Source organism: Streptomyces spiralis (genome assembly GCF_014654675.1).
GTDB lineage: Bacteria > Actinomycetota > Actinomycetes > Streptomycetales > Streptomycetaceae > Streptomyces > Streptomyces spiralis.
Genome location: NZ_BNBC01000030.1, coordinates 60,374 through 76,402, shown reverse-complemented (window position 1 = coordinate 76,402; position 16,029 = coordinate 60,374). Strand labels below are relative to the sequence as shown.

At 69.4% G+C, this 16,029-nt stretch carries 17 protein-coding genes and 1 pseudogene; 11 read left to right on the top strand and 7 right to left on the bottom strand.

The annotated features are described in order from the left end of the window. Positions 1-5 precede the first annotated feature (5 nt). Positions 6-911, bottom strand: coding sequence for a tetratricopeptide repeat protein (locus tag IE318_RS27550; protein ID WP_189904614.1), 906 nt, complete (start codon positions 909-911; stop codon positions 6-8). A gap of 145 nt (positions 912-1,056) precedes the next feature. On the opposite strand from IE318_RS27550, the pseudogene IE318_RS27545 reads away from it, so the two are divergent. Then, positions 1,057-1,187: pseudogene (locus tag IE318_RS27545) on the top strand (IS5/IS1182 family transposase); the annotation flags it as partial. Between the two features lie 38 nt (positions 1,188-1,225). Here the strand turns inward: IE318_RS27545 and IE318_RS27540 are convergent. Beyond that, positions 1,226-2,134, bottom strand: a complete 909-nt coding sequence (locus IE318_RS27540; RefSeq protein WP_189904612.1) for a LysR family transcriptional regulator — start codon at positions 2,132-2,134, stop codon at positions 1,226-1,228. Between the two features lie 70 nt (positions 2,135-2,204). On the opposite strand from IE318_RS27540, the gene IE318_RS27535 reads away from it, so the two are divergent. The 5 genes from IE318_RS27535 (at position 2,205) to IE318_RS27515 (ending at position 6,875) form a co-directional block, all read left to right on the top strand. Beyond that, a complete protein-coding gene (locus tag IE318_RS27535) occupies positions 2,205-3,155 on the top strand; it encodes an NAD-dependent epimerase/dehydratase family protein (RefSeq protein WP_189904610.1) in 951 nt (316 codons plus the stop codon). A 12-nt stretch (positions 3,156-3,167) separates the two neighbouring features. After that, a complete protein-coding gene (locus IE318_RS27530; protein WP_189904608.1) occupies positions 3,168-4,052 on the top strand; it encodes an aldo/keto reductase in 885 nt (294 codons plus the stop codon). A gap of 492 nt (positions 4,053-4,544) precedes the next feature. Beyond that, entirely contained in the window at positions 4,545-5,723 is a 1,179-nt protein-coding gene (locus IE318_RS27525; protein ID WP_189904606.1) for a Cmx/CmrA family chloramphenicol efflux MFS transporter, read from the top strand. A 138-nt stretch (positions 5,724-5,861) separates the two neighbouring features. Next, on the top strand, positions 5,862-6,200 hold the full coding sequence (locus tag IE318_RS27520; RefSeq protein ID WP_189904604.1) for a hypothetical protein: 339 nt from the start codon (positions 5,862-5,864) through the stop codon (positions 6,198-6,200). Between the two features lie 252 nt (positions 6,201-6,452). Next, on the top strand, positions 6,453-6,875 hold the full coding sequence (locus IE318_RS27515; protein WP_189904602.1) for an adenylyltransferase/cytidyltransferase family protein: 423 nt from the start codon (positions 6,453-6,455) through the stop codon (positions 6,873-6,875). Between the two features lie 34 nt (positions 6,876-6,909). Here the strand turns inward: IE318_RS27515 and rpsR are convergent, their stop codons facing one another. From rpsR to rpmG, 4 genes are all read right to left on the bottom strand, one after another. After that, positions 6,910-7,167 carry a 30S ribosomal protein S18 gene (gene rpsR / locus IE318_RS27510; protein ID WP_189904600.1) on the bottom strand — a complete coding sequence of 86 codons (258 nt, stop codon included), beginning with the start codon at positions 7,165-7,167 and terminating at the stop codon, positions 6,910-6,912. A 73-nt stretch (positions 7,168-7,240) separates the two neighbouring features. Then, positions 7,241-8,407, bottom strand: coding sequence for a CobW family GTP-binding protein (locus IE318_RS27505; protein ID WP_189904598.1), 1,167 nt, complete (start codon positions 8,405-8,407; stop codon positions 7,241-7,243). Then, positions 8,404-8,661 (bottom strand): type B 50S ribosomal protein L31, encoded by a 258-nt coding sequence (locus IE318_RS27500; protein ID WP_189904596.1) that lies wholly within the window; start codon positions 8,659-8,661, stop codon positions 8,404-8,406. The genes IE318_RS27505 and IE318_RS27500 overlap by 4 nt, the downstream gene beginning before the upstream one ends. Before the next feature lie 5 nt (positions 8,662-8,666). Continuing rightward, positions 8,667-8,831, bottom strand: a complete 165-nt coding sequence (rpmG, locus tag IE318_RS27495) for a 50S ribosomal protein L33 (protein ID WP_017949758.1) — start codon at positions 8,829-8,831, stop codon at positions 8,667-8,669. Positions 8,832-8,905: 74 nt separating this feature from the next. On the opposite strand from rpmG, the gene rpmB reads away from it, so the two are divergent. Further along, positions 8,906-9,142, top strand: coding sequence for a 50S ribosomal protein L28 (rpmB, locus tag IE318_RS27490; protein WP_030184338.1), 237 nt, complete (start codon positions 8,906-8,908; stop codon positions 9,140-9,142). Then, the gene (rpsN, locus tag IE318_RS27485) at positions 9,142-9,447 is read left to right on the top strand and encodes a 30S ribosomal protein S14 (protein WP_189904594.1); all 306 of its coding nucleotides are present in this window, start codon (positions 9,142-9,144) and stop codon (positions 9,445-9,447) included. Before rpmB ends, rpsN begins: the two co-directional genes overlap by 1 nt. A 298-nt stretch (positions 9,448-9,745) precedes the next feature. On the opposite strand, the gene IE318_RS27480 is transcribed toward rpsN, so the two are convergent. After that, entirely contained in the window at positions 9,746-10,006 is a 261-nt protein-coding gene (locus tag IE318_RS27480) for a hypothetical protein (protein WP_030184323.1), read from the bottom strand. 889 nt (positions 10,007-10,895) lie between these two features. On the opposite strand from IE318_RS27480, the gene IE318_RS27475 reads away from it, so the two are divergent. The 3 genes from IE318_RS27475 (at position 10,896) to IE318_RS27465 (ending at position 15,973) form a co-directional block, all read left to right on the top strand. Continuing rightward, positions 10,896-11,336, top strand: a complete 441-nt coding sequence (locus IE318_RS27475; RefSeq protein WP_030184319.1) for an Lrp/AsnC family transcriptional regulator — start codon at positions 10,896-10,898, stop codon at positions 11,334-11,336. A gap of 50 nt (positions 11,337-11,386) precedes the next feature. Continuing rightward, positions 11,387-14,362, top strand: coding sequence for an aminotransferase (locus tag IE318_RS27470; RefSeq protein WP_189904592.1), 2,976 nt, complete (start codon positions 11,387-11,389; stop codon positions 14,360-14,362). A 276-nt stretch (positions 14,363-14,638) separates the two neighbouring features. Next, positions 14,639-15,973 (top strand): flavin monoamine oxidase family protein, encoded by a 1,335-nt coding sequence (locus IE318_RS27465; RefSeq protein WP_189904590.1) that lies wholly within the window; start codon positions 14,639-14,641, stop codon positions 15,971-15,973. Positions 15,974-16,029 lie beyond the last annotated feature (56 nt).

Sequence of the window (16,029 nt, the reverse complement as noted above, 5' to 3'; positions counted from 1 at the left end):
GAGCCTCAGCTGTTCTGGATGCGCCGGGCTGCAGCCACGAGTTCGGCTGGCAGCGCGGGACCAGCACACGCGTGATCAATCAGCAGGTCCCGGTACGAGTCGTTCGGCAGATTCGGCGCCAGTTCGATGAGTTCACTCAGATCGGCACGCGAGCCGGTCAGTCGTGCACGGTAGGCGGCCCCGGCCGCGCGAAGTGAGAGCTCAGCCGGCTCGTAAATCATCGCCTGATCGATCAGCTGGACCGCAGAGGTGAAGTTGCCCTGCTCAGCACGCACATCGGCCAGGTCGAGGTAGAGCGACCAGTTGGCCGGGTCCAGGGCAAGAGCGCGCTCGAACGCCGCCACGGCCTGCTGAAGATCGCCCAGCTTGCGCCACGTGCCCGCTCGTACAACTTCCGTCAGCATGATCCGTTCAACGGAGTCTGCCCGGTCGCAGAGGGCAAACGATGCATCGGTGAGACCGCATGCCCGCAGCAAGATAGCCATCTTGGCCAAGGGCTCCGGCAACGGCTGGCGGGCAGCGGCCACGTCGATGGCTTCGAACCAGGGCCGAAATCGTTCCCGCATGCTTTCGGTGTCCAGATCACGGCCATAATCCATCGTCCGCATTGCGGCCTCGGCCAGCGCATCGGGACTCACCGCACCGACAAATCGTTCATCGCTGAACCAGGGGGCTCTGGCCCAGGCGATGTCGGGTCGCACACCCGTGACCGATCCGATCGCCAGCGCCGCGCCGTCCATGTCGTCCTGAAGGAAGTTGATGTACGACTGCGCCAGTACCGTCCTCAAGGAATCGGCACCCTGAACGACCTCCGCCAGCTCCGACGGCTTGTCCCTCCACAACTCGGCAAGAACCGCATACGGCTCGGGGTTCTCAGGTGTGGAGGCGATGGCGCCCGCCAGATAGTGCACGGCTGCTGATGGGCTGCCCCCGCAGTGCGCCATCACCCGCGCGAGACCTACTCCAGCTGCTACCGCCCGATTCGACATCGTCCGAGGGTATCCCTGGCCCGAACTCTGTCGGACGTCCCCGTGGCTCGCTGGACACGATGCCAAAATCCAGTTCCGCAAGCTGGTCACCGCGCTGCGGCGTGAGGGCGCGGACCCGATCCGCAAGGGCCGGCCGCGGGGCTGCAGTTGGAGTTGGAGGACCGGGTTCTGATGGTCGCCGCGTACTGGCGCACGAACAGCCCGTCCGCTGCTGCCGGCACCGTCTGCCGTGTGGGTCAGGTTTCGTCCAGCGCCGCTGCCTCTGCCTGGAGAGCCTCTATCAGTGTCCGGACCTGGGCGTGGTCCCGGCGGTGGATCGTGGCAACGCCGATGTGCCGGGTCGGAGTCGGCGGCGCGATCGGAACAGTGCGCAGTCCCGCCACCTGCGGGGTCTGCGCGATGGAGGGGATCAGCGAGATTCCCATGCCCGCAGCGACGAGCGAGCGGGCGAAGAAGTAGTCCGTCGTCGTGCCGCGCACCTGCAGTTCGAAGCCGGCTCGTTCGGCGTAACGGCGCAGGTATGCCTCGGACTTGAGGCAGCCGAGGACCCAGGGCTCGGCGGCCAGCTCGGCGATGTCGAGTGTCTCGCGGCCGGCCAGAGGATGCGCGTCGGGCAGGACGACATGCAGGGGGTCTTCCATGATCGCGGTCCACGCCAGGCTGGAGTTGGGGCCCGGCCGGCCGGGCAGTGGACCGTCGAAGTGATAGGCGAGGGCGAGGTCCACGGCGCCCTGGCGGACCAGCGGCAGACTGTCTTCGGGCTCGCACTCCCTCACGTGGACCACGGTGTCGGGGTGCGCAGCGGTGAGGCAGGCAAGTGCCTGTGGGAGAAGGAGCCTGCCGCCACTGGTGAAAGTGGCGATGGTGAGCCGGGTGCGGCCACTGCCGAGCCGGTCGACCCGCTGCTTGGCGTGTTCGAGCTCCGCGGCGACCGTCTCGGCGGCCCCGACCATGATCCGACCGGCCGGGGTGAGCGTGACTCCGCGTGTGCTACGCGCCACGACCTGGGCGCCGAGGCTGCGCTCCAGTGCAGAGATGTGCTGGGACACGGCTGAGGGGGTGAGGCGGAGGGCTGCCGCTGCCTGGTTGAAGCTGCCGTGCTCCGCCACCGTTCGCAGGACACGCAACCGCTGCACATCGATCAACAGTATTCCTTAATACGTTTCCAGTAAGCAGTCACTTCTACTGATGACGCTAGATGTTCACGATGGAGGCATGCAAAAGGTCTGCGTCATCGGCGGAAGCCGGTACTTCGGCAAGCTCCTGGTCCAGCGCCTGCTGGCCACCGGCCACCAGGTCACGGTGATCAATCGCGGCTCCACCCCGGCGCCCGCCGGGGCCGAGCACCTCGTCGTCGACCGCAATGACGAGGCGGCCCTGATCGCCGCGCTCGGTTCCCGCACCTTCGACGCGGTCGTCGACCAGGTCTGCTACACCCCCCTGCAGGCCGCGATCGCCGCCCGCGCCTTCAGCGGCCGCACCCGGCGCTACGTCATGACCTCCACCATCGAGGTCTACGATCCAGCGACCGCCCCCCTGCCGACCGTCCCCTCCGGCACACCGGTGCCGGAGGAGGTCGTGGACCCCTCCACGTGGCTGGTGGCCATGGACCTGCCGTGGCACGACGCGGCCTACCTGGAGGCACACTACGCCGAAGGCAAGCGCCAGGCGGAAGCCGTCTTCGCCCAGCACCACGGGTTCGCTTTCATGGCATTGCGCAGTGCCCACGTGCTCGGTGGCGGCGCGGCGGAGTTCACCGGTCGGCTGGCCCACTACGTCGAGCACGTCACCCGGGGCACGCAGATCACCGTACACGCAAAGCCGCTGCCCACGGTCTTCATCCACTACGAGGAGCTGGCGGACCTACTGCTGTGGGCGGCCACGCTCACCGACGTCACCGGTCCGCTCAACGCCTGCTCCGACGGTCCACTCGACGTTTACGGCCTGGGTGCCGTCGTCGCCGCGCAGGCCGGCAGGAAGGCCGCGTACCGGAGCGCCGCCGCGGGCGCCCCGGCCTCGCCGTTCTCCTTCGACCGTCACTACGCCATGAGCAACGCCCGGGCGAAAGAACTGGGTTTCTCCTTCTCCCACATCACCGACTGGCTCCCCGGCGCCGTCGCCGAAGCCCTCGACGCATTCGCCGATCCCGCCGCCCCCACCGCCTGAGGAGCACACACCATGCGGTACCGCACCATCGCACACACCACCGTCAGCGCCATCGGTCTGGGCGCCATGCCGCTGTCCATCGAGCACCGCCCGGACGAACAGCGGGCCATCGCCACCATTCACGCCGCCCTGGACGCCGGGGTCACGCTCATCGACACCGCCGACAGCTACCACTGGCACGCCGGCGAAGCCGGCCACAACGAACTTCTCATCGCCCGCGCCCTCGCCCGCTACGGCGGCGACACCTCCCAGGTCCTCGTCGCCACCAAGGGTGGCCGAGGTCGCCCCGGCGACGGCAGCTGGACCGTCACCGCCACCCCCGCCCACCTCAAGCGCGCCGCCGAAGCCTCCCTGAAGCGCTTGGGTGTCGAGGCCATCGGCCTGTACCAGCTGCACAAGCCGGACCCGGCCGTGCCCTGGGCGGAGTCCGTGGGCGCGCTGCGCGAACTGCTCGACGCCGGCACCATTCGCGCCGCCGGAATCTCCAACGTCACCACCGGTCAGATCCGCGAGGCACACGCAATCCTCGGCGACGGCCTTGCCTCCGTACAGAACCAGTACTCCCCCGCAGTCCGCGACAGCGAGCCCGAGCTTCGGCTGAGTACGCAACTCGGGCTGGCCTTCCTGCCATGGAGCCCGCTGGGAGGCCTTTCCCGAAGCGCCCTCGACGGACCCTCCGGCCCGGCCGCTGCGAGCACCGCCTTCCACCGCATCGCGGCCGAGCGCGGCGTCAGCCCACAGCAGATCGCCCTGGCCTGGCTGCTGACCCGCTCCCCGATTGTGATCCCGGTGCCGGGCGCCAGCCGCCCTGCATCGATCCAGGACTCCGCCAAGGCGGCCGAACTCGACTTGAGCGAAGCAGAGCTGACGCAGCTGGGAGACCCACTGCCCAGCTGACGCGACACCATGTGGTCGCCCGTTCTCCGACGAACTCAAGGCTCGACCATGACAGATGAGCACCGGCGAAGCGTCAAGGCGGGACGTGGGTGATGATGCCCCACAGGGCTGTTTCGGCATCCGTGGTCGACGTCATACCAGGGAGGTACGGCCCCGTGACGGGCCGGCCCACGGTCGGCGTCACGGATCCCGCCCACCCACACCCTCGGCCAGGCCGGCAGCCCTGGCCCACCGCCGGAAGTGAAGGCCCCTCCGGAGGGCCTCGATGAAACCTAGGTGCCTCGCCGGGCAGTGGTCGGGTAGCGTGCGGACCATGTCGAGTCCTGAGTCAGACAAGGTGGGGGCTTTCGGTCACGCCGTCAGCCCCCTGAATCACTGAGCTCGTAGCTCTGTCGTCGCGCCGCGTTCTGCGGCCGGACGAGTGTGCCCTTGGGGGCTGGCCGCGGTGACGAGATGTCTTTCTCGTACCTCTCCTCGCCTCGGAGCCACTCGATGCCTCTTCCGCTGTACCTGCTTGCCGTGGCGGTCTTCGCCATGGGCACCTCGGAGTTCATGCTCGCCGGCCTCCTGCCGGGCATCGCCACAGATCTCGACGTCACAGTCGGGACAGCAGGCGTGCTCACCTCGGCCTTCGCGATCGGCATGATCGTCGGCGCCCCCCTTGTGGCCGCGCTCGCCCGCAACTGGCCCAGGCGCTCCAGTCTGCTCGGGTTCATCCTCGCTTTCGCGGCGGCTCACGCCGTGGGCGCCATCACCACCAGCTTCCCGGTCCTGTTCACCACCCGGGTCGTCGCCGCGCTCGCGAACGCAGGGTTCCTCGCCGTCGCTTTGACGGCTGCCGCCACGCTGGTCTCGCCCGACAAGAAGGGACGTGCGCTGGCCGTGTTGCTGTCAGGCACGACGATCGCCACGATCGCCGGTGTCCCTGGTGGCTCGGTACTCGGCACGTTGCTCGGCTGGCGGGCCACGTTCTGGGCTGTCGCCGCTCTCTGCCTGCCTGCAGCTCTCGGCATCCTGAAGGGCATCCCAGCGGGACGTGTGAAGGAACAGGCGACTGACGGGCCGGCCTTGCGAGCGGAGCTCGCCCAGCTGGTACGGCGGAGGTTGATCCTGGTGATGCTGCTGGGCGCGCTGGTCAACGCGGCAACCTTCGCCGGTTTCACATTCCTCGCCCCTGTCGTGACCGACACCGCCGGGCTCAGTGAGCTGTGGATCTCTGTCGCCCTGGTGCTCTTCGGTTTCGGTTCCTTCGCCGGGGTCACCGTCGCCGGACGGCTGTCCGACCAGCACCCCGGCTCGGTCATCGCGGTGGGCGGCCCGCTGCTGCTCATCGGCTGGCTGGCCCTGGCTGTGCTGGCCGACAGGCCGGTCGCCCTGCTCGCCCTCGTGTTCGTCCAGGGTGCCCTGTCGTTCGCGCTGGGCAGCACCCTGATCACGCGCGTCCTTTACGAAGCCGCGGGAGCCCCCACCATGGCTGGCTCATACGCGACCGCAGCACTCAACGTCGGCGCCGCCGTCGGCCCCCTCATCGCCGCGACCACCCTCAGCACCGGAGTCGGAAACCTCGGGCCGCTGTGGTCGAGCGGATTCCTGGTCGCTGTTGCGTTGCTCATCGCGCTCCCCCTTCGGACCGTGATCGCGGCCGGCCGAAGCACCGAGGTGCTCCAGTGACGCATGCGAACCGACGCACGTACTGTTCGCCGACGGGTCTGTCCGCAGTGTGGTGAGGAGTTCACCATCGACCTGGGCCGAAAGCGCAAATTCTGCGCGGCCGAGTGCCGGACCGCGTCCCGTCGCAGCGAGGCTCACATGGAGACACGCCCCTGCCCCGTCTGCGACAACCTGTTCCAGGCCGGGAAGACCGTCCGCACCGTCTACTGCTCGATGGTCTGCCGCCGCGAAGCCGAGCGCCGCCGCGACCAGGCCCTCGACGAGGAACAGATCGACGGCTCGGCCAGGCGCCGCCACCCGCACCGCCGACTCGGGTCGGGCTCCCCCCACCACCACCGGTCCGTCCGGCCTCGCAGCAGCCCGACGTGGTGTCAGCAGCCGGTCACCATCATCGCGCTGCCGGCCACCCCAGAAGCCGGCCGACCCACCATGCCCCAGCACCGGAACGACGTTGTTCCACTGCGGCGGACTCCATGACCGCATGGCCGCCACTCAGTCGAACACCGCGAACAGCTCCGCCTCCGCACGGCGGACGGCCGGTACGGCCTCGTACAGCTCGGGCCCGAGCGCCTCCCGCAGCACTGCGGACTCAGCCAGGAAGGGGAGATGACCACCAGGCTTTCTGTTGGGCGCTCTGAGCCGCTTCGGACGTCGACCGACGGACGGTTGACGGAGCGGGGCGGTTAGCCCAATCTTGGTCGGCTTGGGACCGTCGAGAGGGCAATAGGCATGGCTGATCGCGGAAACGTCTACGTCGACATGGTCGGCGACCTGTTCCACCCGGGGCACGTCGCGCTGCTCAGGGCCGCGCGGAACTTCGGGGAGCGGCTGATCGTCGGGGTGCTCTCGGACGAGGTCGTGGCCAGGTACAAGCGCAGGCCCATCATGACGCTGGCGGAGCGGGTCGCGGTGATCGAGGCGTGTCGGTACGTCGACGTGGTACTCCCTGACGCGCCTTATCGTGTCACGAACGGGTTCCTGGACCTGCACGGCATCGATGTGGTCGTGCACGGGGACGACCTCTCGGCGGACGCGGTCAAAGAAGTCTTCGGTCCAGTGGCCGATGCGGGGAAGCTGCGCCTCGTGCAGTACACGGCCGGCGTCTCCACGACCGAACTCATCCGACGGTGTCGCGCGGCGGACCCGTCGTGAGGGAGCACGGTGACCTCATGAGCTCGAAGGGCGGTCATGTGATCCGGCCTGCTTGAGCCGTCGCCGGCAGATGAGGGTGCAGCCTGTGCGTTCTGATGGCCTGTGCTATCCGACGTTGCTGCTGACGGGTCACGTGGGTCACCCGGCGGCTGCGGATCTTCCCGCGGTCGGAGATGAACTTCCGCAGCAGGTCGGTGTCCTTGTAGTCGATGTAGGTGATGCCGGCGGCGTCCAGCGGGTTGACGCGCCGGAGCTTCGCGGTCTGCCGCCCGGTGTTTGTGCGTCGGGGCATGGTGAACCGGATCCTCTCTTTCAGCGGTGTGCGGTTGACTGGTTGAACCCCACGGCGGAAACGCCGCCGCGGTTCAGGTCACGGGGTCGAGCAAGCCGTCGAAGGCGTGCGGAAGTTGCTTCCAGCGGTCCCTGCCTGCCGCGTACTCGTCGTCGGTGAGCAGGCATGAGTCGAGTACAGCCTGCAGACCGTCGCGGTCCAGGCCGGGTGAGGTGAAGGTGAGGTACTGGCAGCGGTCGCCGTGTTCGGGGTGCCAGTCCAGGGTGGCGGCCACGCGGCGTTCGGCGGGCACCATCTCCCAGGCGGCGTCCGGAAGGGCGGCCAGCCAGGGGCCGGCCGATTCGACGCACAGGGCGCCGCCCGCGGCGTCCCAGGACAGGAGTGTGTCGGGGCGGTCGGCCAGCCAGAAGCGTCCGCGGCTGCGGGCGGCGGCACAGGTCAGGTCCTCCAGTGCGGCGTAGAGGCGCTGCGGGTGGAAGGGGCGTGCGCGCCGCCATACGACGGTGCTCACGCCGTGCTCGTCGCATTCCTGGGGCAGCAGGGCGCACGCCGGATGCAGGCGAGCGGCGGCCGCCTCGACGTCGAAGCCCTCAAGCAGCGCGACTCCCAGGCGGCCGTCGCCCACGCGCACCGGTCGTGCGCCCGGCGTGAGCTGGGTGAGCAGCGCGTGGTCGCCGTCGTCCGCCGATTCGGCGGCCGAGCCGTCCTCCGCGACGGCGAGGACCGTGGGGTATTCCAGTTGCCGGGCGAAGGTGTCGGCGACGGTGCGCTGGTCGGTCGGGGCGGCGGCGAGACCGACGTCTGCCAAATCGTCGCCGTTGGACAGGTACGGCAGCGCGAGGGCCGGGTCGACCGCGGTGGCGACCCCGGTGAGCGCCAGTGGCGCGCCAGCGGCGGCGATGACGCCGGCCATGGCCTGGGGTTCGACGGAGTCCCACAGTTCCACGACGGCCAGCCGGTGCCTGTCCTCGTGGGCGAGCCGCAGCAGTTCGGGGACGAGGTCCTCGCGCAGGGCGCAGCAGGCGCAGTCGTTCACCAGGGGTGCGTCGCCACTGCTCAGCAGTCCGTGGGCGTCGCGTGCCGTGCGGTGCACGGCGCTGTCGGCGGCGGACGTCAGGTCGTGGTGCAGGGCGATGGAGCCGGGGACCGTGCGCAGGATCTCCTCGACGGCGGCCCTGCGGGCGTCCGCGTGCAACCCGGCGACGATCGCGACCGGCAGCCGGGCCTGGTTCCCGGTCACTGCTTGCTCCGTTCGTGTCCGTAGCGCCGCTCGAAGCGCTCGACCCGTCCCGCGGTGTCCAGGACCCGCTGGGTGCCGGTGTAGAAGGGGTGGCTCGCCGAGGAGATCTCGACATCGATGACCGGGTAGGTGTTGCCGTCCTCCCACTCGACGGTGCGGTCGCTGGTGGCCGTCGAGCGGGTGAGGAAGGCGAAGTCGGCGGCCCGGTCACGGAAGACGACCGGACGGTATTCGGGGTGGATTCCGGGCTTCACTGCTCTCAGCGCTCCTCACGGAAGTCGACGTGGCGGCCGGCGACCGGGTCGTACTTGCGCAGCGTCAGCCGGTCGGGGTCGTTACGGCGGTTCTTGCGGGTCACGTAGGTGTAGCCGGTACCGGCGGTGGACCTCAGCTTGATGATCGGGCGGAGTTCGTTACGGGCCATGCACAGCACCATACAGCATTGGTTTTCATTTTCATTAAGCTGCTACGGTGCTGCCACCCACACCAGGAGGCAACATGTCCGCCCACTGCCAACTCACCGGCCGACAGCCCGGCTTCGGCCACCGCATCTCCCACTCCCACCGGCGCAGCAAGCGCCGCTTCGATCCCAACATCCAGACCAAGCGCTACTGGCTGCCCAGCGAAGGCCGCCACGTCCGGCTCACCTTGTCCGCCAAGGCCGTCAAGACCGTCGACACGATCGGCATCGAGGCCGCAGTGGCCCGCATCCGCGCCCGGGGAGGGAAGGTCTGATGGCCAAGAAGAGCAAGATCGCGAAGAACGAGCAGCGGCGTCGCATCGTGGCCCGCTACGCCGCACGCCGCGCCGAACTGAAAGCCGTCATCTCCTCCCCCGACACCTCCGACGCCGAACGCACCGCCGCGCAGCGGGAACTGCACCGACAGCCCCGCGACGCCAGCGCCACCCGCCTGCGCAACCGCGACGCCGTGGACGGCCGCCCCCGCGGCCACCTCCGAACCTTCGGCCTGTCCCGCATCCGCGTACGCGAAATGGCCCACGCGGGCGAACTCCCCGGCGTCACCAAGAGCAGTTGGTGAGCCGCCCCTGAGCCGCTCACCCACACAGGGGTGCCCCGCGACGAGGGAGACGGCATGGCAGCCGGCAACGGGCATACTGCCGGAGGCCAGCCCGGGGCCGACCGCCGGCCCCGGGCCGACGGTGGTCGCGCGAGTGAGTTTGACCGCCACGGCACGGAGCGCCGGCCTCCAGCACCCGTCATCTCTCCCTGCGGGCCGGAATCGTGACGGCCAGTCTCGCAGCTGTGTAAGCCGGGGCACGGCTTACACAGCTGTACCACCTCGACGCCGACGTGCCATGCCCCGGCGTCAAAGCGTGTCACCTGCCGGAGCTGAGCCAGTGGTGCAGGGCTTCGTGCACGCTGTCGGGCAGTGCACTGAGCGTCTCGATCGCTTCCCGGTCTCCCGGCCAGGGGGCGATTCCAGCCGTGGTCAGCGCCGCGTACAGGTTCAGGCGCCGAAGGTCGCGAGGATCGATGCGGCAGGCAATGCGGTCTGCGGGGTCGGGCGGCGCCAGCAGGAAGTCGTCCGCCGGGGCATGCTCCCACGCTCGATCGGTTGATGCGGTGATGGTCTGCATGATCTCGCTCCGTTCTGCCATGTGCTTCGTTCGCACGCCTCGCGTCCCTTGGGGCCGAGTGTGCTGTGTGCTTGGTTCGCTGGGACTCTTGGCCTTCTGACACGGCGCACGATTCAGGCGCCACCGACACTTCCGGCTCGTCGGCGGAGGCCCCTGGCCGAGGTTTCACCGCGCCGGCGGGTTGCCTCTTGTATGCCGGCACACGCACTCAGCGGTTCACCGGCATCGGGCACGAAAGCGGAAACACACACATGCTCTCCCTGCGGGTGTGGGCGCAACCCCCCTCGGCCGCAGACCGTGAGCAGGGGTTGCGCGATGGCGGTGATGGCCGGACGGCCGTGCACCACACCCTCCCCGCCGACACGGCAAGTACGCGCAATACACGAGCGATGTTACAGATCACCCATAATTCTGGGACTCTCGCGTGCATACTCCATCAATGCCTGAAATCAGCCTTTGATGCCCCATCAGGCCGCACCACCGCCGCGAACACCGCTCCTCGCCCCACCCCACCACGCAGCCGACACCCGAAAGTGAGTAACAACCACCTGCTCCACCCACGGTGATCGGCGACAGCAGCGCCACAAGTTCATCGATGCGAAGCGCCGTCGTGGACCGCGATGGCGCCGGAGCCGGCTTGGGCCCTCGTCGGGCCTGCACACCCTCTTCGCCGCGGCCGCGGCCAGGCACGGCGCCTGGTCCAGGCGGACGCATCACACCCGCCGTGAGCACGTTCGAGAAACGCCAGGACTCCAAAGCGCTCACCAGCGCCCGTACACACGATGCGCTCGATTCCATCGTCTCGACACTTGAATCGAGCGTGTGGATCCCTCACTATTCTTGAAACAAGCGAGCTGTCTGCCGTTCACGCAGGAGAGAGGGGTGCTGCATGGACGACACCGACCGGGCCATCCTGCGGGAGCTGCAGATCGACGGCCGGATCCCCTACGCCGATCTGGGTCCGAAGGTGGGGTTGTCGCCCTCGGCGGCAAGGCTCCGCCTGCAGCGGCTGATCGACGCCAAAGTGGTCCAGGTCGTCGGAGTGACCGACCCGATGACCATGGGCCGGCAGGCGATGGCACTCCTGGGCGTGCGCATCGACGGCGATCCCCGCGCGGTCGCCGATGAACTGTCCCGGCACGACGAGGTCGTGTACACGGTCCTGACGGCCGGCGGCTTCGACCTGTTCGCGGAGGTGGTGTGCAGTCAGCCTCGGGATCTTCTGGACTTCATCAACGACGTCGTGCGGCCCGTCGAGGGTGTCGCGTCCGTGGAGAACTTCCCCTACTTCGGGATTCACACGCACCGCTTCTTGTGGCACGTCGACTGAGGCATCCCAGCGTCCCAGCCCTGTCTGCCCGAACCAGCCGAGGAACCCGCATGCTCCCCGACGAGTACCGCACGATCGACTTCTTCACCGAGGACGCCCTCCCTGTACCCCGAGTGACACCGGCCGAGGCTGAGCTCATCGCTGCCGAACACCTCGGCATCACTGCTCGCGCACGGTCGCTGGGCAGCCAGCAGGACGCCAACTTCCTGCTGCACGCCGACGACGGGACGCCCGCGGCGATTCTGAAGATCGCCAACCCCGCCTTCGGCACTGTGGAGATCGAGGCTCAGGACGCCGCGGCCGACCTGATCGCCGCGGCCCGCCCGGAACTGCGCATCGCCACCGTTCTGCGCCGCCCCGACGGTTCCCCGCGTCGCACAACAGTGGACACCGAGAGAGGTCCGGCCGTCGCGCGCCTGCTGCGCTACCTGCCCGGCGGCACCCTCTCGGGACCGCGGCACCTGTCCCCCGGCACCGTGGCCGCCATGGGCACCATCGTCGGAAAGGTCAGCACCGCCCTGCGCGACTTCCGGCACCCGGGCCTCGACCGCGTGCTCCAGTGGGACCCCCAGCACGCCGATCGAGTCGTCACCAAGCTCGCCGGGCACATCGACGAGCCCGACCGCCGCACCGCCGTCCAGAGTGCGACCGCCGAGGCCTGGGCACATGTCCAGAAGCTCGCCGCCGCACTGCCGTCGCAGGCCGTACACCTGGACCTCACCGACGACAATCTGATCCGCCGTCCCGACACCCGTCCGCCGATGCCGGACGGGGTCATCGACTTCGGTGACGTGACCACGAGCTGGGCGGTCGGCGAACTCGCCGTGTCCCTGTCCTCCATGCTCCACCACGACGGAATCGAGCCTCACCACCTGCTGCCCGCCGTCCGCGCCTTCCACGACGTTCGGCCGCTCTCCCCCGAGGAGGCGGAGGCGTTGTGGCCGCTCGTGGTCCTGCGCGCCGCCGTCCTGGTGGCCAGCGGGCGGCAGCAGGCCGCCGTCGACGAGGACAACGCCTACGCCAAGGCCGCCCTCGACCGCGAATGGCGCATATTCGAGCAGGCCACCTGTCTGCCCCTGCCGGTGATGAACCACCTCGTCAGGGACGCGACCGCCACGGCCGACGTGCCTTCCCGGACCGCGCAGACCGACACGCCGATGCACCCTCTCCTGCGGGACCTCGCCGCCGGCGACATCACCCTCCTCGACCTGTCCACCGACGGCGATTCCATGGACGACGGAGCCTGGACGGACGCCGGCACCGAGTCCCGGCTGGCGGCCACCGCGCTCGCGGACGGAGCGGCCGCGGTCGCCACCCGGTACGCCCATGCCCGGCTCACTCGGACACCGGCGCTGTCAGCGGTGTCCACCGCCACGGTGCCCACCGGAATCGACCTCTGGCTCGGCCGGGACGCCGTGGTACAGGCGCCCGCCGCGGGGAGTGTCCTCGCCGCGGCGCCGGGCCGGGTGGAACTCACCTACGGTGCGCAGGCGCTGTCGCTGTCCTTCACCCCCTCGGTCCAGGCCGTGGTCAGCACCGGCGCGACGGTGCAGGCGGGTGAGGACATCGCCCACCTCGGCTCCGGCGCCTCGGTCCACGTCGCGCTGCACGCCGCCGACGGCCCTGCTGCCCCGCGCCTGGTCCGGCCCGAGTACGCCGCCGGCTGGCTCGCGCTCACCGCCGACCCCGCCCCGCTCCTCGGCCTCCCGGCCGGCTCCGACCGTACGCGCGAGAGGGACCTGCTGGACCGGCGCGACGCCGCGTTCGCCACCGTGCAGGAGCACTACTACGCCAACCCTCCCCGTATCGAGCGTGGTTGGCGCCACCATCTGCTGTCCACCGAGGGCCGCTCGTACCTCGACATCGTCAACAACGTCACCCCGTTGGGCCACGCCCACCCCCGGGTCGAGGAGGCGGTTTCCCGGCAACTGCGACGGCTCAATACGAACTCACGCTTCCACTATGCCTCGGTGGTGGAGTTCACCGAACGCCTCGCCGGCCTCCTTCCCGACCCATTGGACACGGTGTTCCTGGTCAACTCCGGCTCCGAGGCGGTGGATCTGGGCCTTCGGCTGGCCATGGGCGCCACCGGCCGCCACGACGTCGTGGCACTGCGCGAGGCGTACCACGGCTGGACGTACGCCTCCGACGCGGTCTCCACCTCTCTCCAGGACAACCCGAACGCCCTGGCCACCCGCCCGAGCTGGGTGCACACGGTGGACTCGCCCAACTCCTACCGAGGCCGGCACCGTGGGGCTGATGCCGTGCGCTACGGGCCCGAGGCCGTCGCGGTGATCGACGACCTGGCCGCGTCCGACCGCCCGGCGGGAGCGTTCATCGGCGAGACCTTCTACGGCAACGCCGGAGGAGTCGCACTTCCCGACGGCTATCTCGCCGAGGTGTACGCGGCGGTTCGACGTCACGGCGGCCTGGCCGTCGCCGACGAGGTGCAGGTCGGATACGGCCGTCTGGGACACTGGTTCTGGGGCTTCGAGCAGCAGGGGGTCGTTCCCGACATCGTCTGCGTCGCCAAGGCCATGGGCAACGGTCACCCGCTCGGTGCCGTCATCACCTCCAAGGAGGTCGCCGATCGCTACCGCGATCAGGGCTATTTCTTCTCCTCCACCGGTGGCAGCCCGGTCTCCAGCGTCGTGGGCCTCACCGTCCTGGACACCCTGCGTGACGAGGACCTCCAGGGCAACGCGGTGCGCGTCGGCGGCCGTCTGAAGCGCCGGCTCGAAGCACTGGCCGACCGCTACGGCATCATCGGCGCCGTCCACGGCACGGGTCTCTATCTCGGCCTCGAACTCGTCAGGGATCGCACCACCCTGGAACCGGCCACGGAGGAGACCGCCGAGCTCTGCGACCGCATGCTCGACCTCGGCGTCATCGTCCAGCCCACCGGCGACCACCTCAACATCCTGAAGATCAAGCCGCCACTGTGCATCGACTCCACCGCCGCGGACTTCTTCGCCGACATGCTCGACCTGGCCCTCGCCCAGCTCGGCCACGGCCACACCCGGTGACACCCGGCTCGGAGCCGGCGCTTCGCGATTCGGCGCCGCCGTGATGCCCGATCTGCCGCCGAGATGCGTCGCATCGGCCGAGCGCAGCAAGGGCATCGCGGTCGCCTCCGTGCGGCACCTGGCGTCCCGGGCCTCGACCGGCTCCTGCTCCGGTCGGCGGATCGCGCGGGCGGCGGAGGCGCGTCGCGCCGACCGGTGACGGGCCGTCAGAGCAATGGTGACGGCACGCCGTCCCGACTGCTGGCGTGCAGATCCGACCTCAAGGCCCTGGAGAAGATGATGGACACTATCGTCGTCGGCGCGGGAATCGCCGGCATCACCGCAGCGCGACTGTTTCACGCCGCAGGACCACGTGTGGTCGTGCTCGAGGCGCGAGACCGCGTCGGTGGACGGATCTGGACGGACCGCACGGCAGGGTTCTCCGTCGACCGTGGCGCCTCATGGATCCATGGCCTCACCGGCAACCCGCTCACGGGACTTGTCGCCGCGCTCGAGATGGAAACACGCGAGTTCACGGTGGGGAGCTTCCAGGCCGGCGGGCGGCCGATCGCCGACTACGACGAATCGCGGCGCCTGCTGGACGATGACGCGACACAGCAGTGGACCATCGACGTCGACACGGCCGATGACCTTTTCCGGCTGACCGCCGCGGCGTCCGGCCACGACGAGAGTTACGCCACCGCGGCAGAGCGCGCCCTCGCCGCGACCGGATGGGAACCCGAACGCGCCGAACGGGTCCGCGCGTTCTATCGGCATCGCACGGAGGAGCAGTGCGGCGCCGAGGTCGAACAGGTCGCCGCTCATGCCCTCGACGAGGACAGCATCGAAGGCGACGAAGTGATCTTCCCGGGTGGCTACGATGTGCTTCCCCGGACTCTCGCGCGAGGCCTCGACGTGCGTCCGGGAATGACCGTGACCGCCATCACCAGGTCGGCTACAGGGGTGCGAGTCGACACGGAGGACGAGTCCTTCGAGGCCGCCCACGTGATCGTCACGGTGCCGTTGGGCGTGCTCAAAGCAGGAGCGATCGAGTTCAGGCCACCTCTGCCCGACGCCGTTGCGGGACCGATCGCCCGGCTCGGAATGGGCGTGTTCAACAAGGTCTTCCTCCGGTTTCCCGACCGCTTCTGGCAGGACGATGTCTACGCGATCCGGCAGCACGGCCGGGTCGGCGTCCCCTGGCATTCCTGGTACGACGTCTCCGTGGTGAGCGGCAGGCCGATGCTGCTGACCTTCGCCGGCGGTGCCTGGGGTCGGGAGATCGAGCAGAAGACCGACGAAGAGGTGGTCTCGTCGGTCCTCGGCGCCCTCCGCGAGATCTACGGCGACTCCGTCCCCGAGCCCGTGGCGCACTGGATCACACGCTGGGGCATCGACCCTCTCGCCCTCGGCTCGTACTCCTACGTCGCCGTCGGCTCCTCCCACGACGACCACGATGCGATGGCGGGACCCGTCGACGGCGTCCTCCACTTTGCGGGAGAAGCGACCTGGGGGCGCGAACCAGCCACTGTCCACGGCGCGCTCCGCTCAGGGCATCGCGCGGCCGAGCGGATCCTCGGTTCACCGATCTCCCTGGCCGAGCTCACACGGGGCGTGCGCCCTTCGAGGTGACGCAGCCGGTTCCAGCGGTGGGCCGACCATCGCGATCGCGTATGTCCCGGGAGAGG